Source organism: Dactylosporangium sp. McL0621 (assembly GCF_049995355.1).
GTDB lineage: Bacteria > Actinomycetota > Actinomycetes > Mycobacteriales > Micromonosporaceae > Dactylosporangium.
In genome coordinates, this window is sequence record NZ_CP188259.1 from 1,065,640 (window position 1) to 1,084,642 (window position 19,003).

At 72.0% G+C, this 19,003-nt stretch carries 17 protein-coding genes and 2 pseudogenes; 13 read left to right on the forward strand and 6 right to left on the reverse strand.

All coding sequences use genetic code 11. From position 1 onward, the window contains the following. Positions 1-125 precede the first annotated feature (125 nt). Both ACPPVO_RS04965 and ACPPVO_RS04970 read right to left on the reverse strand, forming a co-directional pair. Positions 126-785, reverse strand: coding sequence for an O-methyltransferase (locus tag ACPPVO_RS04965; protein WP_426510089.1), 660 nt, complete (start codon positions 783-785; stop codon positions 126-128). 12 nt (positions 786-797) lie between these two features. Then, entirely contained in the window at positions 798-1,394 is a 597-nt protein-coding gene (locus tag ACPPVO_RS04970; RefSeq protein WP_426510090.1) for a Maf family protein, read from the reverse strand. 27 nt (positions 1,395-1,421) lie between these two features. Here ACPPVO_RS04970 and ACPPVO_RS04975 point away from each other — a divergent pair. Beyond that, positions 1,422-1,649, forward strand: a pseudogene (locus ACPPVO_RS04975) (MscL family protein); the annotation flags it as partial. Positions 1,650-1,935: 286 nt separating this feature from the next. Here ACPPVO_RS04975 and ACPPVO_RS04980 read toward each other — a convergent pair. Beyond that, complete coding sequence (locus tag ACPPVO_RS04980; RefSeq protein WP_426510091.1) at positions 1,936-2,106, reverse strand: acyl-CoA carboxylase subunit epsilon; 171 nt, start codon at positions 2,104-2,106, stop codon at positions 1,936-1,938. 191 nt (positions 2,107-2,297) lie between these two features. Between ACPPVO_RS04980 and ACPPVO_RS04985 the strand changes: the two genes are divergently transcribed. Both ACPPVO_RS04985 and ACPPVO_RS04990 read left to right on the forward strand, forming a co-directional pair. Beyond that, complete coding sequence (locus ACPPVO_RS04985; protein ID WP_426510092.1) at positions 2,298-4,430, forward strand: prealbumin-like fold domain-containing protein; 2,133 nt, start codon at positions 2,298-2,300, stop codon at positions 4,428-4,430. A gap of 64 nt (positions 4,431-4,494) precedes the next feature. Continuing rightward, positions 4,495-6,300, forward strand: a complete 1,806-nt coding sequence (locus ACPPVO_RS04990; protein WP_426510093.1) for a serine/threonine-protein kinase — start codon at positions 4,495-4,497, stop codon at positions 6,298-6,300. A 2-nt stretch (positions 6,301-6,302) separates the two neighbouring features. Here the strand turns inward: ACPPVO_RS04990 and ACPPVO_RS04995 are convergent, their stop codons facing one another. After that, positions 6,303-7,934, reverse strand: coding sequence for an acyl-CoA carboxylase subunit beta (locus ACPPVO_RS04995; RefSeq protein ID WP_426514539.1), 1,632 nt, complete (start codon positions 7,932-7,934; stop codon positions 6,303-6,305). On the opposite strand from ACPPVO_RS04995, the gene ACPPVO_RS05000 reads away from it, so the two are divergent. Together ACPPVO_RS05000 and ACPPVO_RS05005 are read left to right on the forward strand one after the other, a co-directional pair. Continuing rightward, positions 7,933-8,757: a biotin--[acetyl-CoA-carboxylase] ligase gene (locus ACPPVO_RS05000; protein ID WP_426514540.1), complete on the forward strand. Its 825-nt coding sequence runs from the start codon at positions 7,933-7,935 to the stop codon at positions 8,755-8,757. The two genes, ACPPVO_RS04995 and ACPPVO_RS05000, sit on opposite strands and share 2 nt — an antisense overlap. A gap of 89 nt (positions 8,758-8,846) precedes the next feature. After that, entirely contained in the window at positions 8,847-9,386 is a 540-nt protein-coding gene (locus tag ACPPVO_RS05005) for a PH domain-containing protein (protein WP_360379979.1), read from the forward strand. Between the two features lie 21 nt (positions 9,387-9,407). On the opposite strand, the gene ACPPVO_RS05010 is transcribed toward ACPPVO_RS05005, so the two are convergent. Both ACPPVO_RS05010 and ACPPVO_RS05015 read right to left on the reverse strand, forming a co-directional pair. Beyond that, positions 9,408-10,034 (reverse strand): GtrA family protein, encoded by a 627-nt coding sequence (locus ACPPVO_RS05010; RefSeq protein WP_426510094.1) that lies wholly within the window; start codon positions 10,032-10,034, stop codon positions 9,408-9,410. Between the two features lie 62 nt (positions 10,035-10,096). Next, the gene (locus tag ACPPVO_RS05015) at positions 10,097-10,606 is read right to left on the reverse strand and encodes a GtrA family protein (RefSeq protein WP_426510095.1); all 510 of its coding nucleotides are present in this window, start codon (positions 10,604-10,606) and stop codon (positions 10,097-10,099) included. Positions 10,607-10,882: 276 nt separating this feature from the next. On the opposite strand from ACPPVO_RS05015, the gene ACPPVO_RS05020 reads away from it, so the two are divergent. The 8 genes and pseudogenes from ACPPVO_RS05020 to ACPPVO_RS05055 all read left to right on the forward strand — a co-directional run. Next, positions 10,883-12,709, forward strand: coding sequence for a phosphoenolpyruvate carboxykinase (GTP) (locus ACPPVO_RS05020; RefSeq protein WP_426510096.1), 1,827 nt, complete (start codon positions 10,883-10,885; stop codon positions 12,707-12,709). A 119-nt stretch (positions 12,710-12,828) separates the two neighbouring features. After that, positions 12,829-13,599, forward strand: a complete 771-nt coding sequence (locus tag ACPPVO_RS05025; protein WP_360379969.1) for an isoprenyl transferase — start codon at positions 12,829-12,831, stop codon at positions 13,597-13,599. A 412-nt stretch (positions 13,600-14,011) separates the two neighbouring features. Next, positions 14,012-15,373, forward strand: a complete 1,362-nt coding sequence (locus tag ACPPVO_RS05030; RefSeq protein WP_426510097.1) for a PhoH family protein — start codon at positions 14,012-14,014, stop codon at positions 15,371-15,373. A gap of 250 nt (positions 15,374-15,623) precedes the next feature. After that, positions 15,624-16,316, forward strand: a complete 693-nt coding sequence (locus tag ACPPVO_RS05035; protein ID WP_426510098.1) for a lytic transglycosylase domain-containing protein — start codon at positions 15,624-15,626, stop codon at positions 16,314-16,316. An 89-nt stretch (positions 16,317-16,405) separates the two neighbouring features. Then, positions 16,406-17,065 carry a rhomboid family intramembrane serine protease gene (locus tag ACPPVO_RS05040; RefSeq protein ID WP_426510099.1) on the forward strand — a complete coding sequence of 220 codons (660 nt, stop codon included), beginning with the start codon at positions 16,406-16,408 and terminating at the stop codon, positions 17,063-17,065. 9 nt (positions 17,066-17,074) lie between these two features. Continuing rightward, positions 17,075-18,043, forward strand: coding sequence for an NAD(P)/FAD-dependent oxidoreductase (locus ACPPVO_RS05045; protein ID WP_426510100.1), 969 nt, complete (start codon positions 17,075-17,077; stop codon positions 18,041-18,043). Between the two features lie 294 nt (positions 18,044-18,337). Continuing rightward, the gene (locus ACPPVO_RS05050; protein ID WP_426510101.1) at positions 18,338-18,700 is read left to right on the forward strand and encodes a hypothetical protein; all 363 of its coding nucleotides are present in this window, start codon (positions 18,338-18,340) and stop codon (positions 18,698-18,700) included. A gap of 21 nt (positions 18,701-18,721) precedes the next feature. Then, positions 18,722-18,886 (forward strand): annotated as a pseudogene (locus ACPPVO_RS05055) (hypothetical protein); the annotation flags it as partial. Positions 18,887-19,003: the final 117 nt, after the last annotated feature.

Here is a 19,003-nt window from a genome sequence, read left to right on the forward strand (position 1 = left end):
GTCCAGATTTCGCCTGCGTGTGCCCCGCGGAGGCCTGGCTACCGGTGTTGTAACCCGGCCTTCGCGGGGTGCGCGCAGGGGGAATCTGGGCCCGGCGCAGGCCGGCATGATCGGCAGGGCAGGGCCTAGACCCGGCGGGCGATCGTTAGGCCGTCCGCGATCGGCAGCAGTACCGACTCCACCCGGGCGTCGGCCAGGACGTGGCGGTTGAACTCGACCATGGCCACGGTGCCCTCGTCGCGCGGGTCCGGGTCGACGATGTGGCCGTGGCGCAGGACGTTGTCCACGAGGATCAGGCCGCCCGGGCGCATGCGGGGCACGAGCTGCTCCCAGTAGTCCAGGTAGCCGGTCTTGTCGGCGTCGATGAAGACCAGGTCCAGGTGCGGCTCGGCCGGCAGCGTCGACAGGGTCTGCGACGCCGGGCCGATGCGCAGCTCGATCCGGTCGGCCAGGCCCGCGCGGTCCCAGTAGCGGCGGGCGATCTTCGTGTACTCGTCCGACACGTCGAAGCACGTCAGGCGGCCGCCCTCGGCCAGGCCGCGGGCGATCGCGATCGACGACAGCCCCGTGAACGTCCCGATCTCGACCGCGTTGCGGGCGCCCACGGTGCGGGTCAGCAGGGTCATGAAGCCGGCCTGCTCCGCGGCGATCTGCATGCCCTGCTCGGCCGGCAGGACCCGCGCCGTCTCCTCGATCAGGTCGTGGACGATCTCGTCGGGGGTGCTGCCGTTGGCCACCACGTAGTCGTGGAGGGCCGGGGTCAGCGCGAGCGTCTCTTTGGTCATGACCAAAGAGTGTCACGCGCCCCAGAGGGAGACGATCGGGACGCCCAGCCGGGCCAGCAGGAGGCGCAGGGTCGGCACCGACAGGCCCACCACGTTCGTGTGGTCGCCCTCGATGCCGGCGACGAACGCGCCGCCGCGGCCGTCGATCGTGAAGGAGCCCGCCACCTCCAGCGGCTCGCCCGTGGCCACGTAGGCGGCGATCTCGTCGTCGTCCGGGTCGGCGAAGTGCACAGTCGTGGCCACGACCTCCTCGGCCGCGGCGCCGGTGGCCGCGTCGAGCAGGCAGTGCCCGGTGTACAGCACGCCCGAGCGCCCCCGCATCGCCCGCCAGCGGGCCGCCGCCGCCGCGGCCGACTCCGGCTTGCCCAGGATCTCGCCGTCGAAGCCGAGCACCGAGTCGCAGCCGAGCACGAGGGCGTCGGTGCCGGCGACCGAGGGCAGCACGGCGCGGGCCTTCATCCCGGCCAGCGTGCCGGCCAGGGTGCCGGCGTCGCCGGCCTGGACCACGGACTCGTCGACGCCGCTCACGACAGTCGTGGCCGCGATGCCGGCCTGGGCGAGCAGCTTCCGCCGCGCGGGGCTCGCCGAGGCGAGGATGAACGTTCTCACGGCCGCAACGTTAGCGAACTACGATCTATGTCCGTGCGGAAGCTGTGGGCGGAGTTCAAGGCGATCGCCATCGGGGGCACGGTCCTCGACCTGGCGCTGGGGTTCATCATCGGCACGGCGTTCGCGACCCTGGTCCAGTCGTTCGTGACCAACCTGTTCCTGCAGGCCATCGCGGCCGTGGCCGGCGAGCCGGACTTCAAGAACCTGGCGATCACGGTGCATCACACGCCGATCCGGTACGGCACGTTCCTCAACGACCTGCTCCAGTTCCTGCTGCTCGCCGTCGGTCTCTTCGTCGTCATCAAGTTCATGACGCTCATCGGGGTCGACCGCGGCCGCTCGCTGGAGCTGCGCAACTGCCCGTACTGCCTCGACCGCATCCCGACGGCCGCGCTCACCTGCCGCTCGTGCGGCCAGCAGCTGGTCACCGAGCTGCCCGACCCGCAGGCGGCGGAGCGGTTGCAGCTGGAGCGGGAGGCGCGCCGGTGGCCGGCCCTGCCGCCGATCGCCATCCCGCGGCGGCGCGGCACCAACGGCGGGGTCAGCGCCAGCGACGAGGCTGACCCGGACGAGCGCTCAGCGCCCACCGTGACCGCGGACGAGCCGGGGCCGCCGGCGCGGGAGCGAGACTGAACAGCGCGCCCACGATCGCGGCCACCTCCTCGGCCGTCGGCGTCCCGCGTACCACCCTGAACAGCGGCTCCTCGGCCACGTAAGCCTCCCGAACACATCGCGTCCCGACAGCATACGTTCGCGAAACGTTGCCGTCCTGCGAGCATTCGCACACCTCATCGGCGCATACTCGTTCCCAACGGAGCGCGTGTCGATGGCGAATTGGGGGACGCATTGACAAACGTCCTGGGTCGCCGAGTCTGTGCGACCATATCGATAATTGTCGCTGTTGTGCTGGTCACCGCGGCCGCTCCGGCGTCGGCGCGGGAGGGCGAGGCGCCCGCCTCGATCTCCGCGTCCCTGCACTACCAGGTCACCTTCGTGGCCCGGGCCTGCGACAGCTACCAGAGCGTCATGGGCAACCGGGTGCGCGACGACAACGCCGAGAGCGCGGCGCCGGCCGGGCGCGACAGCGCGTACCACGACGGCGACGAGGTCGACCCGGGCGTCGAGGCGGCCAGCTCCGGCGGCTGCACGCCGCTGAACGGGTGGCAGTTCTCGCTCGGCGCCGGGCACGAGAAGAAGAGCGCCCTGTCGACCGTCACGACCCCGGCCACCGGCTCGGGGCCGACCGCGGCCGCCGCCCCGCTGCTCGGCCGCACCGGGCAGAAGTCCGGCCAGACGATCGACGGCGCGGTCACCGTCACGCTCACCGACGAGCAGGCCAAGGCGGCCGCCCGCCACCAGCTCTGGGCGCAGGGCGGCAGCCCCGGCGACCCGCTGCTGGCCGGCGCGGGCGGCTACGGCTTCGGCGTCCTGCGCTGCGGCATCGACGGCCACGCCGGCGCCAACGTGCAGTGGGTCGGCTTCCCGGCGGGCGCGCGGCACGTCTTCTGCTACGCGTACTACGTCAAGGGCGCCCAGCCGACCGGCACCCTCATCGTGCGGGCCCGCACCACGACCGGCCCCGGCTACCCGCAGCGCTTCACGTTCGACGCGAGCCCGAGCTACAACCCGCAGCGGCGGGTCGACATCGACGCCAAGACCGACGCCACCTTCGTGCGCAGCGCGGGCGGCGCGCCGGGCACCGTCGTGGCGCACCCGCCGGCCGGCTGGACCGTCGCCGGCGTCGACTGCACGAAGACCGGCGCCGGGCGGAGCCTGACCACGACCGACGTGCCGACCGCCGCGGCGACCGTCACGCTCGCCGCGGGCGAGGTCGTCACGTGCACGTTCACCTTCACGCCGCCGCCCGCCGCGCCCGGGCTGACGCTGCGGCTGTACTCCGACACCGCCGGCGGCGCCTTCGACCTCGCGGTCGCCGACCCGGCCGGCGGCCCGCCCCGGCACCTGAGCGCCACCGCCACCGGCGACGGCTCCGCGTCCGTCGCGACCGGCGCCGACCTCGGCACGCTGCTGCCCGGCGCCTACGCGGTCACGCTCACCGCCCCGGCCGGCGACGCCGCCGCCGCGTGGAGCCTGGCCGGCGTCGGCTGCGGCGACCAGGAGCTCAAGCCCGACGCGATGACGGTCACCGTCACGCTGTCGACCACCCCGACCGACTGCGCGCTACGGGTCACCCGCAAGGCCGGCGCGATCGAGCTGCGCGCGGTCACCATCGGCGGCACCGCGGCCGCCGCGTTCGCGGTCACGCCGCGCAAGCAGGGTCTGGCCGGCTGGTCCGGCGTGGCGACCACGGCGGCGGTGGGCGAGCCGGCGGTGGCCCAGGGCGACGTGCCCGGGTCGCTGACGTTCGCCGAATACCTGGTCACGCCCATCGCGCCGCTCTCGACGGTGGACGGCGGCTGGCGGCTGAGCTCGTTCGCCTGCGACCCCGGCGAGTCGTCCGGCACCGACGAGGGTGCGGCGGCGGCGGTACCGCTGAGCAAGGCCGACGCGGCCGCGAAGTGCACGGCCACGTACACCTTCGAGCCGGCCCGGCAGCTCCAGCTCACCGTGCGCTTCGCCGGCAGCGCGGCCGGACGCGCCGGGGCGCTCGTCGTGGACATCGACTGCGAGGACGGCTCGAGCGGCCGGGCCGTGCTCGGCGGCGACGACAACGGCGAGGCCTCGCTGCCGGCGCCGCTGGGCTTCCTGAGCCCGACGAAGTGCACGGTGCAGCCGCTGCAGGCCCCGGCGGCCAAGAACGCGCAGGTCTCGTTCGCCGGCTCGGTCGACCCGAACCCGGGCAGCGGGCCGCTGGCGATCCCCGGGGTGGTCCAGGTCGGCGCGGACAACGCGCAGGACACGGAGGAGTACACCGTCGTCGTCACCGTCACGTTCGACATGGGCAAGGCGGGCCCGACCCAGCAGAAGGTCCTCGACACGGTCCGGGTTCTGCCGGTCGCGCTCATCGGGGCCGGGCTCGTCGGGCTCGGTCTGCTGATCCTGCTCATCATGGTGCTGCGCTCCCGCACCGACTGACCTTGAGATCTTCACCAGAACCGGGGTTTTTCGGAGGTGCATGCGTTGGGTACGTTGCTTGGTGATGACCTACCCCGGGGCGTTGGTCGCCGAGCGCTACCGCTTGATCGAGCAGCTCGGCTCCGGTGGCATGGGCCGGGTCTGGCTGGCCCGCGATGAGATGCTGCGCCGCGACGTGGCCGTCAAGGAGGTCATCCCGCCCACGGGGCTGACCCCGGAGGAGCGCGACGAGCTGCGGATGCGCACCCTGCGCGAGGCGCGGGCGGCGGCGCGGCTCAACGACGCCAACGTGGTGCGGATCTACGACGTGGTGCACACCGAGCAGGCGCCGTGGATCGTCATGGAGTACGTCCCGTCCCGCTCGCTGCACCAGGTGATCACCGAGGACGGCCCGCTGCCGGCCGAGCGGGTCGCCGGGATCGGCCTCGCCGTGCTGGGCGCGCTGCGGGCCGCGCACGCCGCCGGGGTCCTGCACCGCGACGTCAAGCCCGGCAACGTGCTGCTGGCCGACACGGGCCGGGTGGTGCTTACCGACTTCGGCCTGGCCGTGTTCGAGGGCGGCGACGGCGCCGTGACCCGGCCGGGGCTGATCCTGGGCTCGCCGCAGTACATCTCGCCCGAGCGCGCCCGCGAGGGCACCTCGGGCCCCGAGGCCGACATGTGGTCGCTCGGCGCCACGCTGTACGCCGCGGTCGAGGGCCGCTCGCCGTACGCGCGCTCGACGACGTACGCCACCCTGACCGCCCTGGCCACCGAGGAGCCCGACCCGCCCGCCCGGGCCGGCGTGCTGAAGCCGGTGCTGGCCGCCCTGCTGCGCAAGGACCCGCGGGCCCGGGCCGGGACGGCCGAGACCGAGCGGCTGCTCCAGCGCGCCCTGTCCGGCGAGGGCCGAGCCTGGTGGAGCATGCCCGCCCTGCCCCGGCCGCGCCGCTCGCGCGAGGGCCACTCCGGCTCGACCTCCGGCGGGAGCCTGCGGCCCGTCGCGGCCGCCGCCCCCGCGGCCGCGCCGGCCGGCCGGGAGCCCGGCGCCCCCGCGAACGTCTCGCCCGACCTGATCTCGTTCTTCGGGCCCGGCCCGCGACCGGCGGCGACGAGCAACAGCAACAGCGACGGCTACCAGCTCGTCCCGCTGCACTCCGCCGACGACGACCTGGACCGCACCGTGCCCCGGACGTCGCCCTGGCGCTGGGTCGCCGCGGCCGCGGCCGTCGTGGCCCTCGTGGTCACCGCGGTGCTGCTGCTGGCCGACTCCGGCGACAGGGGGGACCGCGGCGCCGGCGGCCCGCAGGGCACCGCGCTCGCGGCCGCGTCCGCCCCGGCCTCGGAGCCGACGTCGGCGACGGCGGTCACGACCAGGTCGCCGATCGTGCGGGGCAACATCGGCGGCGACGAGATCCAGCTGCCGGACGGCTTCGAGTGGATCACCGATCCCGAGTTCGGCTGGAAGCTGGCCCTGCCGGTCGGCTGGAGCCGCAAGCCGCACCCGACGTCGGACACGATGGTCTACTACGAGTCCAACATCGTGCCCGGCATGCGGGTCGGCATCGACACCACCGACAAGCCGTTCAAGGGCGATCCGGTCAAGGACTGGGAGCAGCAGGAGGCCGCGCGGCTGGCCGACAACATGTACCCGAACTACCACAAACTCAAGATCGTGCCGGTGACGTACCTCGGCGAGGCCTGCGCCGACTGGCAGTGGACGTACGACAGCCCGCAGGGGCACATGCACGTGTCCAACCTCGGCTGCCGGATCCGCCCCGACCTCGGCCAGGCCATCTACTGGGAGTGCACGACCGACATGTGGACCCAGGCCACCGCCCAGAACATCTACGCCCTCATCAAGAGCAGCTTCCAGCCCCGGCCGGAGTAGGCCTACAGGGGAATGTTGCCGTGCTTCTTCGGCGGCAGCGTCTCGCGCTTGGTGCGCAGCAGCCGCAGCGCCCGCACGATCTCGACCCGGGTGGTGGACGGCGGGATGACCCCGTCGACGTAGCCGCGCTCGGCCGCGACGTAGGGGTTGGCCAGCGTGTCCTCGTACTCCTGCACGAGCTCGGCCCGCAGCGCGGCCGGGTCCTCGGCGTCGCGCAGCTCCTGGCGGTACAGAATATTTACCGCGCCCTGCGCCCCCATCACCGCGATCTGCGCCGTCGGCCAGGCGAAGTTGAGGTCGGCGCCGAGGTGCTTGGAGCCCATCACGTCGTAGGCGCCGCCGTAGGCCTTGCGGGTGATGACCGTGACCTTCGGGACCGTCGCCTCGGCGTAGGCGTAGATCAGCTTCGCGCCGCGGCGGATGATGCCGTCCCACTCCTGGCTGGCCCCGGGCAGGAATCCGGGCACGTCGACGAACGTGAGGATCGGGATGTTGAAGGCGTCGCAGGTGCGCACGAACCGGGCGGCCTTCTCCGACGCGTCGATGTCGAGGCAGCCGGCGAAGTGCATCGGCTGGTTGGCGACCACGCCGACCGGGTGGCCCTCGACGCGGCCGAAGCCGACCACGATGTTCTGCGCGAACAGCGGCTGGACCTCGAGGAAGTCCTCGACGACGGCCTCGATGACGGCGTGGATGTCGTACGGCTGGTTGGCCGAGTCGGGGATCAGCGAGTCGAGCGCGCGGTCGTCGTCGGTCACCTCGAGCACCGCGGGCGCGCCTGAGGATGAGCCCGACACCGGCGCGTCGTCCATGTTGTTGGACGGCAGGTAGGACAGCAGCGCCCGCACGTAGTCGATCGCGTCGTCCTCGTCGGTCGCGAGGTAGTGCGCGTTGCCCGACTTCGTGTTGTGCGTGCGGGCCCCGCCGAGCTCCTCGAAGGCGATGTCCTCGCCGGTGACCGTCTTGATCACGTCGGGGCCGGTGATGAACATGTGCGAGGTCTGGTCGACCATGACCGTGAAGTCGGTGACGGCGGGGGAGTACACCGCGCCGCCCGCGCACGGGCCCATGATCAGCGAGATCTGCGGGATGACGCCCGAGGCGCGCACGTTGCGGAAGAAGATCTCGCCGTACAGCCCCAGGGAGACCACGCCCTCCTGGATGCGCGCGCCGCCGGAGTCGTTGATGCCCACGACCGGGCAGCCGATCTTCATCGCCAGGTCCATGACCTTGACGATCTTCTCGCCGAAGACCTCGCCGAGGCTGCCGCCGAAGACGGTGAAGTCCTGGGCGAACACGCACACCTGGCGGCCGTCGACGGTGCCGTAGCCGGTGACCACGCCGTCGCCGTACGGCCGCGTGCCCTCCAGCCCGAAGTTGGTGGACCGGTGCCGGGCCAGCTCGTCGAGCTCGACGAACGAGCCGGGGTCGAGCAGCAGGTCGATGCGCTCGCGGGCGGTCTTCTTGCCCCGGGAGTGCTGCTTCTCCACCGCGCGGGCGGAACCGGCGTGGACGGCCTCGTCGGTGCGCCGCTGCAGATCCGCGAGTTTGCCCGACGTCGAGTGGATGTCCGCCTGCTTCGTGGTCACCCTCGGCAGCTTAATCGCGCCGACATAGGGTCGAGCTGTGAACATTTCCACCGGCTCCTGGTCCGACCTCGACCGGCCGCCGCTGCGGCCGGTCGCCCTGCGCCGGGCCCTGCTGGGGCCGGGGTCACTGTGGCGGGAGCTGCGTGTGGTGGAGGAGACGGGCTCGACCAACGCCGACGCCGCCGCGGCCGCCCGGGAGGGCGCGGCCGAGGGCCTGGTGATCGTCGCCGAGCGGCAGACCGCGGGCCGGGGGCGCCTGGGCCGGCAGTGGCAGTCGCCGCCGCGGGCCGGCCTCGCCCTGAGCGTGCTGCTGCGCCCCGACGTGCCGCCGGCCCGGCTGGGCTGGCTGCCGCTGCTGGCCGGGGTGGCGCTGGCGGAGGCCGTGCGGCGGGTGGCGCGCGTCGACGCGTACCTGAAATGGCCGAACGATCTGCTGCTCAAGGGCGACCGGAAGACGGCCGGCATCCTCGCCGAGGCGGCCGACGGCGCGGTCGTGCTCGGCATCGGCCTCAACGTCACGCTGCGCGAGGACGAGCTGCCCCGTCCCGATGCCACGTCGCTCGCGCTGGGCGGGGCCGCCGCCACGGACCGTGACCCCCTGCTGCGGGCGCTGCTGCGGGCGGTCGCGGAGTGGTACGGCCGGTACGCCGAGCACGGCGGCGACCCGGAGGCGTCGGGGCTGCGGGAGGCGTACGTCTTCCACTGCGGAACCATCGGCCGCCGCGTCACCGTGGAGCTGCCCGGGGGCGCGACGCTCGAAGGGCTCGCCTCGGGCGTGGACGGCGACGGAAGACTGCAGGTCACGGGCCGCGACCAGATTGTGCACTCGGTCGCCGCCGGAGATGTCGTACATGCGTGCCTCACCTAACGGCAGGATCCGGCTGGGTAGGCAATGCCGCCGGGTGGCGGTAAGGGTCTAGCCTCACCTCGACATTCATGAACGAGGAGGGGTTTCGCGTGGGGTTCCCGGAAAGCGTCCTGACGAAGGACGAGCAGGTGGTGCTGCACCTGCACCCCCACTGGAAGGCGTTGTTCCTGCCGGTGGTCTGGTTTGTGCTGGCCGTGGCGGCAGTCGTCGTCCTGGCGATCTTCACGGGCTGGGGCCTGATCCCGATGCTCATCGTGGGCGGCGTGGCCCTCGTGCTCGTCGTGGTGGTCACGGTGTGGCCGTGGATCAGGTGGCGGACCACGCACTACGTGTTCACCAACGAGCGGGTGATCATGCGCAGCGGCGTCTTCTCGCGCAGCGGCCGCGACATCCCGATGGGCCGGATCAACGACGTGTCGTTCTCGCACTCGCTCTTCGAGCGGATGCTGGGCTGCGGCACGCTGACCATCGAGTCGGCCGGCGAGCGGGGCCAGGTGCAGCTCACCGACCTGCCGCAGGTGGAGAAGACCCAGAGCATGCTCTACGAGCTGGTCGACGCCGACCGGCAGAAGCACACCTTCGGCGACGACGACCGCGAGGCCCTCGTCAACGAGATCAAGAACGACTGAGACCCGGCCGGGCGGCCCCCGTCAGCGCTTCGCGACGGGGGTCTCCAGCTCGTCGGCGGCCGGTCGGGGCGCCGGCGGGGCGGCCGCGGGGTCCGCGAAGGCCGCCTCCAGCTCCTCCATCTGCCGCTCGTCGGGGGCGATGGGGACGCTGTCCGAGAACGCCACCTCGAGCGCCTCGATCTCGCGGTCCTCGGTGCTGCCCGGGGTGAACACCCAGGTCCGGTACGCCCAGAAGCGGAACGACGTCGCCAGCAGGATGCCCGCGGCGTTGGCGATGTTGAACGCCAGCCGGTCGCCGGGGTTGGACTCGCTGAAGTGCAGGCCGTACTTCGCCACGGCCAGGCCCGCCTCCTGGATGAGCAGGCCGACGCCGTTGAGCGCGAAGAACAGCACATACTCCCGGCGCGCGCTCCCGCTGTCGCGGTCCTTGTAGGTCCACTGGCGGTTGAGCAGGTACGACACGACGGTGCCGACGACCACCGCGACGATCTTGGCCTTCAGTGGCCCGATGAACAGCAGGGCGTTGACCAGGATGAAGTCGACGGCCGTGTTGACGCAGCCGACCGCGCCGAACTTGAACAGCTCCGTCGCGAGCGAGTGGTAACGCTCGGGGAGGAAGCGGTCGCGGAGTCTGCTGGCGAATCGCACCGGCCAACCTTACGGTAAGCGACCAAATTCGCGCGCGGGCCCGAGGCCGAGTGCGGGACAGGTCACCCCGAGGCCTCACTCCCCGTGACGACCGGGGTGCTCGCGGTGTCGTCCGGCGACTTGCGGAAGACGATCTGACGGTACGACCAGAAGCGGAACAGGGTGCCCAGGACGAGCCCGACCCCGTTCTTGGCGATGTTGTCGGAGAGCTGGCTGGTGAAGCCCAGCACGTAGTGGCTCACGCCGAGGCAGGTCAGCGCGATCAGCAGGCCGACGAGGTTGAACAGGAAGTACAGCGCGTACTCGCGGCGCAGGTCGGTGCGGGCCCGGTCGCGCCAGGTCCAGAAGCGGTTGCCGATGAACGCGCAGGTGGCCGCCACGGTCATCGAGATGGCGCCGGCGACCAGCGTGTTGAGCGGCCCCCACAGCAGGTTGAACACGGCGGTGTCGATCACGAAGGTGATCAGGCCGATCGTGCCGAACTTGCCGACCTCGCGCACCAGGCCCTCGAACCGTGTGTAGAGCTTGCGCACGAGGGAGGGCGGCGGCGTCGTCGACTGCAGGTCGGTCACGCAGGAAAGGGTAAGCCACCGGAGGCTTTGCGCAGTAATGCGCGCTGAAAGAAAAGTTCGCGCGCAATTCTGCGAGCGGGGTTGAAAGTCTCCTGCTCTTGTGCAGGTTTTCACAAGGTCCCGCGATGCCGGTCCCGGCCTGCGGGCCTAGGCTGGGAGAAACCCGCCGGATTTTCACGACGCGCTTGCACCATCGCGCGCCGCGCTGCTGCGCACAGTTTTTCTGGCGCTCCGTCCGGCCGGGTCGAGGTCAACGCCGACCAAAGGAGTCACCGCATGTCTGCCCCGGTTACCGTGCCCGGCCTGGATCAGGCGCCGTCCGACCACCCCCGGCTGCTCGCCTGGGTCCGCGAGGTCGCCGAGCTCACGAGACCCGAACGCGTCGTCTGGTGCGACGGTTCGGAGCCGGAGTGGCGCCGCATGACCGATGAGCTGGTCGAAAGCGGGGCCCTGGTCCGCCTCGAGGCCCGCCCGAACTCCTTCTGGGCCCGCACCGACCCGTCGGACGTGGCCCGGGTCGAGGAGCGCACGTTCATCTGCTCGGCCGACGAGGCCGACGCGGGGCCGACGAACAACTGGATGGCGCCGGACGAGATGAAACGGCGCATGACCGAGCTGTACGACGGGTGCATGCAGGGGCGGACGATGTACGTCATCCCGTTCTGCATGGGCCCGCTCACCGCCGACAATCCGATGTTCGGGGTCGAGCTGACCGACTCGCCGTACGTCGTCGCCTCCATGCGGATCATGACCCGGATGGGCGCCGCGGTGCTGGAGAAGATGGGCTCCGGCGCGTCATTCGTGCCCTGCCTGCACTCCGTGGGCGCCCCGCTGGAGGAGGGGCAGGCGGACGTCGCCTGGCCGTGCAACGACACGAAGTACATCTCCCACTTCCCCGAGACCCGGGAGATCTGGAGCTTCGGCTCCGGATACGGCGGCAACTCGCTGCTGGGCAAGAAGTGCTACTCGCTGCGCATCGCCAGCGTCATCGGCCGCGACGAGGGCTGGCTCGCCGAGCACATGCTCATCCTCAAGCTGACCAGCCCCGACGGCGTGGTCAAGTACATCGCCGCGGCCTTCCCGAGCGCGTGCGGCAAGACCAACCTGGCGATGCTGGAGCCGACGATCCCGGGCTGGAAGGTCGAGACGCTCGGCGACGACATCGCCTGGATGCGCTTCGGCGAGGACGGCCGCCTCTACGCCGTCAACCCGGAGTTCGGCCTGTTCGGGGTCGCCCCCGGTACCGACTGGAAGACCAACCCGAACGCGATGCGCACCCTCGCGCGGGGCAACTCGGTCTTCACCAACGTGGCGCTCACCGACGACGGCGACATCTGGTGGGAGGGCATGGGCGAGCCGCCCGCGCACCTGACGGACTGGCGCGGCCAGGACTGGACCCCGGACTCCGGCGAGCTCTCCTCGCACCCGAACTCGCGCTTCTGCACCCCGATCTCCCAGTGCCCGATCCTGGCGCCCGAGTACGACGACCCACGCGGCGTGCCGATCGACGCGATCCTCTTCGGCGGCCGGCGCAAGACCACCGTGCCGCTCGTCACCGAGGCGCGCGACTGGGTGCACGGCGTCTACCTCGGCGCCACGCTGTCGAGCGAGACCACGGCGGCGGCGGTCGGCAAGGTCGGCGTGGTGCGCCGCGACCCGATGGCCATGCTGCCCTTCATCGGGTACCACGCCGGCGACTACTTCGCCCACTGGATCGAGATGGGCAAGGGCGTGGACGGCGACGCCGCCAAGCTGCCCCGGATCTTCTACGTGAACTGGTTCCGCCGCGGCGACGACGGCCGGTTCCTCTGGCCCGGCTTCGGCGAGAACTCCCGGGTGCTCAAGTGGGTGGTCGAGCGCATCGAGGGCACCGCGGCCGCGGTCGAGACGCCGATCGGCGCGGTGCCGGCCCCCGGCGCGCTCGACGTGGCCGGCCTGGACCTCACCGAGGACGACGTGGCCGCGGCGCTGCGCGTCGACGCCGCCGAGTGGCGCGCGGAGCTGCCGCAGATCCAGGCGTGGTTCGAACAGTTCGGCGAGAAGTTGCCAGGAGTTCTCTGGGCCGAACTCGACGCGCTGCGGGCCCGCCTCGGCGAGGAGTAGCCGCTGGTGAGCGGCCGGTTCGTCGGGTGACCGGCCGCTCATGACTTTACTGAACCGGTACTGTCCGGTGCCCGGCTGGCGGTGTTGCTTCGCCCGCCGGGTCGCTAGTCTTCTCTGCCGTGGGCCTGCGTGACGTGGTTTATTCGTTGTACGAGAAGCGTCTCGCCCGGAGGCTGCTCGGCAAGCCGAAACCGCACCACGTCGGCGTCATCGTCGACGGCAACCGGCGCTGGGCGCGGGAGATGGGGTACGTCGACCCCAACGACGGCCACCGGGTCGGCGCGGAGCGGATCAAGGAGCTCCTCCGCTGGTGCGACGGCGCCGGGGTGAAGCACGTCACCCTGTGGCTGTTGTCCACCGACAACCTGTCGCGGCCGGCCCAGGAGCTCGACCCGCTGCTGCAGATCATCGAGAGCCTGGCGGCCGACCTGGCCGACGACCGCAACCCCTGGCAGCTGCGCATCGTGGGCGCGCTCGACCTGCTGCCCGCGGCCAGCGCCCAGGCCCTCAAGGCGGCCCAGGAGCGGACCGTCGAGCGCACCGGCGGCGCCCAGGTCTCCCTGGCCGTGGGCTACGGCGGCCGCCGCGAGATCGCCGACGCGGTGCGCTCCCTGCTGCACGAGCACGCGAAGGCCGGCACGACGATCGAGGAGCTCGCCGAGATCCTCGACGTCGACCACATCTCCGACCACCTCTACACGCGCGGCCTGCCCGACCCCGACCTGGTCATCCGGACGTCGGGGGAGCAGCGGCTGTCGGGCTTCCTGCTCTGGCAGAGCGCGCACTCGGAGTTCTACTTCTGCGACGTGCACTGGCCGAGCTTCCGCCGCACCGACTTCCTGCGCGCCCTGCGCTCCTACGCCAACCGCCAGCGCCGCTACGGCGCCTGAGTTTCGCGCTTCGCTCCCCATCGGGGGAGCTCCGCTCCACCCGAACCCCCTCCCACACGTTGGTGGCGGTCCGGGAGCGAAGGGGCCGGGAGCGCTGTGCGCGCGGCCTCCACAGGCCGCACCAGCTCTTGTTGTCGGGTGTTCGGACCCCATCGGCTGGGAAAAGGCTGGCTGATCTAGTGGATTTTGCCAGTACCCGTTAGCGTCATTGCTGTGGCGGGGGTTTTCCCCGGCATCCGAGGCCCGGACCGAGCGAACGCATGTGAAGCCACGGGGCCAAGCACCCGACCCCGTGCGGGCGTCGGAGGACGCGAGTGCGGGCGGCGAGGTGCCCGCCCCCGGAGATCCCGTGACCGTTCGCCGTAGTCCCTCAGCATCGTCCTCCTCCACCTCCGCGGAGCCGGCGCCAGCCGTGGCGCCCCCGCCCGCCAAGGCCGTCCGGCGAACCCGGAAGAAGGCCGAGGAGACTCCCGTCCCCGCGCGGCGCACCTTCGTGCTCGACACCTCCGTGCTGCTGTCCGACCCGGGCGCCTTCCTGCGCTTCGGCGAGCACGACGTCGTCCTGCCGCTGGTCGTCATCTCCGAGTTGGAGGGTAAGCGGCACCACCCCGAGCTGGGCTACTTCGCGCGGCGCTCGCTGCGCTTCCTGGACGAACTGCGGGCCAAGCACGGCCGCCTGGACGAGCCGCTGCCGCTGACCGACGCCGGGGGCACCCTGCGGGTCGAGCTCAACCACGCCGACCAGCACGTGCTGCCGGCCGGGTTCCGGGCCGACACCGACGACGCCCGGATCCTCGCCGTGGCGCTCGCGCTGCAGGCCGAGGGCAAGGACGTCCTGCTGGTCACGAAGGACATGCCGCTGCGGGTCAAGGCCGGCTCGGTGGGCCTGGCCGCGGACGAGTACCAGCCGGGCCCGGCCGCCGATCACAGCTGGACCGGCATGGTCGAGCTGGGCGTCAGCGAGGCCGAGGTCAAGCAGCTGTACGCCGGGGAGGCCCTCGACCTCGACGGCGCCGGGGACCTGCCGGTGCACACCGGGCTCGTGCTCACCTCGCAGAACGGCTCCGCGCTGGGCCGGGTCGGGGCGGACAAGTCGGTGCGGCTGGTGCGGGGCGACCGCGAGGCGTTCGGCGTGCGCGGGCGCTCGGCCGAGCAGCGCGTGGCGCTGGACCTGCTGCTCGACGACTCGATCGGGATCGTCTCGCTGGGCGGGCGCGCCGGCACCGGCAAGTCGGCGCTGGCGCTGTGCGCCGGGCTCGACGCCGTGATGGAGCGGCGCAAGCACAAGAAGGTCATCGTCTTCCGGCCCCTGTACGCGGTCGGCGGCCAGGAGCTGGGCTACCTGCCCGGCAACGAGGCCGAGAAGATGTCGCCGTGGGCGCAGGCCGTCTTCGACACGCTCGGGGCGCTGGTGCACGACAACGTGATGGAGGAGGTCGCGGGGCGGGGCATGCTCGAGGTGCTGCCGCTGACCCACATCCGGGGCCGGAGCCTGCACGACGCGTTCGTGATCGTCGACGAGGCCCAGTCCCTCGAACGAGGCGTTCTGCTCACGGTGCTGTCCCGCATCGGGATGAACTCGCGGGTGGTTCTCACCCACGATGTCGCTCAGCGTGACAACCTGCGCGTCGGCCGGCACGACGGCATCGCCGCGGTCATCGAGGCGCTGAAGGGCCATCCGCTCTTCGCACACGTCACCCTCACCCGTTCGGAGCGTTCTCCGATCGCCGAAGTGGTCACCGATCTGCTGGAGGACCTGCCGTTCGAGCGCTGATCATCGGCGGTCGCGAGCCGGACTTGACGACAACCGTCCGAATTGCGGCGTGATTAGGATCACAGAAGGTACTGTTCGGGTTCTCACCCGCGATCGTGCTGGGCGATGGTGGGTCTCGAGCGCGTGACGCCACGCAGGTGGACATCAGGCGCTCACGGTGCGTAAGGGTCCGGGCGGTGGGTAACACCCCGTCCGGGCCCGCTCCGCGAGGGGCGGCGCCGGTTCCTGTCCCCGACGAATGGATGACCCTGTGATCCGGCTGTGGCACCGGGTCGGCACCATCCGAGCCGTATTCGCCCTCGTGATCCTCGCGGGTCTCGTCGGCGGCCTCGTGATCGCCGGCCTGACCCAGCACGACGACGACTCGGCCAGCGCCGTCAAGGCTGCCGACACCGCCGCGTTCCCCGTCTCCTCGTCCTCCGCGACGCCGTCCGCGTCGCGCTCGCCGGGCAGTGCCGCCGAGGCCGACGCCCTGGCCAAGGCCAAGGCCGCCGCCGAGGAGGCCTCCGCGGAGGCCAAGGCCGCCGACGACGCGGCCCGCAAGAAGGCCGAGGAAGAGGCGAGCCGGAACAAGACGCGCACCAGCGCGCCGCCGACCAACTCGGCCCCGAAGTACCCCGTGCCGAGCTCGTGCGACGTCTACTCGGGCAACAAGAAGATCGGCTGCGCCGTCCTCGTCGGCTACGGCTTCGGGCTCGACCAGATGCCGTGCCTGGAGAAGCTGTGGGACCGGGAGAGCCACTGGAACGTCAGTTCCTCCAACAGCAGCAGCGGGGCGTACGGCATCCCGCAGGCGGTCCCGGGCAGCAAGATGGCCTCCGTCGGCGCCGACTGGAAGACCAACCCCGAGACGCAGATCCGCTGGGGCCTCAACTACATCAAGAGCCGGTACAAGACTCCGTGCGGCGCCTGGTCGCACAGCCAGTCCTCCGGCTGGTACTAGAACCTTCCGCTACTAGAACCTTCCGCCGCCGGCGCCGTCGCACGCTCCTCGTGTGGCGGCGCTGGTGCGTCTCTGCTACCACTTTGGGCGTGGCCACCGACAACGACCGCGCCTCCGACCCGACGCGCTTCGGGACCGAGGCCTTCTACGCCTCCATCGGGCGGGCCTTCGTGGCCATGTGCGCGTTCGTGCCGGTGCTGTTCCTGATCGAGTTCTTCGACAAGCTCAGCGGCAACCGGCTCGACCAGGAGGGCGGCATCCGCCCGCACCACATCGACGGGCTGGACGGCATCGTCTTCGCGCCGTTCCTGCACGCCAGCTTCGACCACGTGCTCGGCAACAGCATCCCGCTGATCCTCCTGGGCACCTTCGTGCTGGCCGACGGGGGCGCCCGGTTCTGGATCACGACCGCCTTCATCGCGATCGTGGCCGGGGTCGGGGTCTGGTTCCTCGGCGACGCGGACACGGTCGTGGTCGGGGCGAGTGCGGTGATCTTCGGGTACCTCGGCGTGATCCTCATGCGCGGGGTGGTCGGCCGGCGGCTGTGGTACATCGGCGTCGGCCTCCTCGTCGGGCTCCTCTACGGCTGGCAGCTCTTCGGCGTGCTCCCCGGCGACCCGGAGGTGTCGTGGCAGGGTCACCTGTGCGGGTTCCTCGCCGGGCTGGTCGCGGCGATTCTCTTCCGGCGGCGCCGCCCCCGCGCCGTCGAGCGCGGCGAGCCCCTATCCCTGGGGCCGGAGCTGTCGTAGCGTCGGCGCATGCGCGAAGTTGACCTCGCCATCGTTGGTGCGGGACCGGCGGGGCTCTTCGCCGCCTATTACGCGGGATTCCGCGGGCTGTCCACGGCGGTGATCGACGCGCTGCCGGAGCCCGGCGGCCAGGTCACCGCCCTGTACCCGGAGAAGATGATCTTCGACGTGGCCGGCTTCCCGGGCATCCGCGGCCGCGACCTCGTGGCGAACCTCGTCGAGCAGGCGGCCCAGTTCAACCCGGATTACCTGCTGGGCGTCCGGGCCGACGGGCTGTCCTATGTGGACGACCGCCCGGTGCTCGGGCTGTCCTCGGGCGAGTCGCTGCGCTGCGGGGCGGTGCTCATCACCGGCGGCCTGGGCAGCTTCACCGCGCGCCCGCTCCCGGCGGCCGAGGGCTTCACCGGCGAGGGGCTGGTGTTCTTCGTACCGCACCTGGCCGACCTCGCCGGCCAGGACGTCGTCATCGTCGGCGGCGGCGACTCGGCCTTCGACTGGGCGCTCGCGCTGCAGCCGATCACCCGCTCGATCACCCTGGTGCACCGGCGGGACAAGTTCCGCGCGCACGCCTCGACCGTCGCCCGGGTGCGGGCGCTGCCGATCGAGATCGTGGTCAACGCCGAGGTGACCAAGCTGCACGGGGACGCCCGGGTGAGCGGGGTCGACGTGGCGGTGCGCGGCGCCGAGGTGCGCACGCTGCCGGCCGACACCGTGGTGGCCGCGCTCGGGTTCACCGCCGACCTCGGGCCGCTCGCCGACTGGGGGCTGGAGCTGTCCAAGCGGCACATCTGCGTGGACAGCACGACCGCGACGAACCTGCCGAGGGTCTTCGCGGCCGGGGACATCAGCGAGTACAGCGGGAAGGTCCGCCTGATCGCGGTGGGCTTCGGGGAGGCGGCGACCGCGGTGAACAACGCCGCCGTGATCATCGATCCGGCCGCGCACCTGTTCCCCGGCCACTCGTCCGACAACGGTTGATTCTCGCGAACACCCCGTCGGGCGAAAAATCCGATATGTCGGTCGGTTCGGCCGCGAAGCGGCCGACATATCGGCGGTGCGGGGCACGCGCGGCCGGCATCTCGCGGGCGGGCCGCACTCGAACGGCTTGTTCGGCCGAGGTCGGCTGGTTCGGCGGCCAAGGGAGCGGCATTTCGCGGGCGGGGCGCGCTCGGACGGGCGGTTCGGCGGTGAGGCGGTCGGCCCATCGGCGGCGGGACCGCGCTCGAACGGCAACTTCTCAAGCCCCGCGGCGCACCGCCGATGGGACAGGGCGTGGTGGGCGTCCGCTTGCAGGTCCTCGGCGTGGTGCTCCTCGGCCTGCTGGTGTCCGGCGGCGCGGGGCTGCTCATGCACCGCGTCGAGCGGGACAACGCCGACCAGGCCATCGGCCGGCGCACCGCCGCCGTGCAGGACGCGGTCGGCTCGGCGACCCAGCGGTACGTCGACGCGCTCCAGCTCGTCGCGGGCGGGCTCGAGGCGCTGGCCGAGCCGGACCCCGCGGCCTTCACCACCGCCACCGAGCCGCTGGGCCGGCTGTGGCTGGCGCCACCGGCGTCGACTACGTGGTGGTGGTGCCCGACGCCGGTGTCGATGCGGCCCAGGCGGCCTGGCGCGAGCGCGGGGCGGCGGAACTGAGCCGCGCCCGCGTGGCGCCGGGTGGACGGGCGCGAGGAGTTCCGCGCCGCGCTCACCGACGCCGATGGCCCGCCCGACTTCATCCTCGCCGACTACTCGCTGCCGCAGTTCAACGCGCTCGAGGCGCTGGAGATGCTGGACGCGGGCGGGTACGACATCCCGGTCATCGTCGTCAGCGGCGCCATGAGCGAGGCGGCGTGCGCCGGCGCGCTGCGCCACGGCGCCGTGGACTACCTGCTCAAGGACCGCCTCAGCCGGCTCGGCCCGGCGGTCGGGCACGCCCTGTCGCAGCGGCGCCTGCTC

What these genes read in the sequence shown, in the direction of transcription:
- ACPPVO_RS04965 (WP_426510089.1), bottom strand. Translation starts at nt 785, where the DNA reads ATGACCAAAGAGACGCTCGCGCTGACCCCGGCCCTCCACGACTACGTG.
- ACPPVO_RS04990 (WP_426510093.1), top strand. Translation starts at nt 4,495, where the DNA reads ATGACCTACCCCGGGGCGTTGGTCGCCGAGCGCTACCGCTTGATCGAG.
- ACPPVO_RS04995 (WP_426514539.1), bottom strand. Translation starts at nt 7,934, where the DNA reads ATGTTCACAGCTCGACCCTATGTCGGCGCGATTAAGCTGCCGAGGGTG.
- ACPPVO_RS05020 (WP_426510096.1), top strand. Translation starts at nt 10,883, where the DNA reads ATGTCTGCCCCGGTTACCGTGCCCGGCCTGGATCAGGCGCCGTCCGAC.
- ACPPVO_RS05045 (WP_426510100.1), top strand. Translation starts at nt 17,075, where the DNA reads ATGCGCGAAGTTGACCTCGCCATCGTTGGTGCGGGACCGGCGGGGCTC.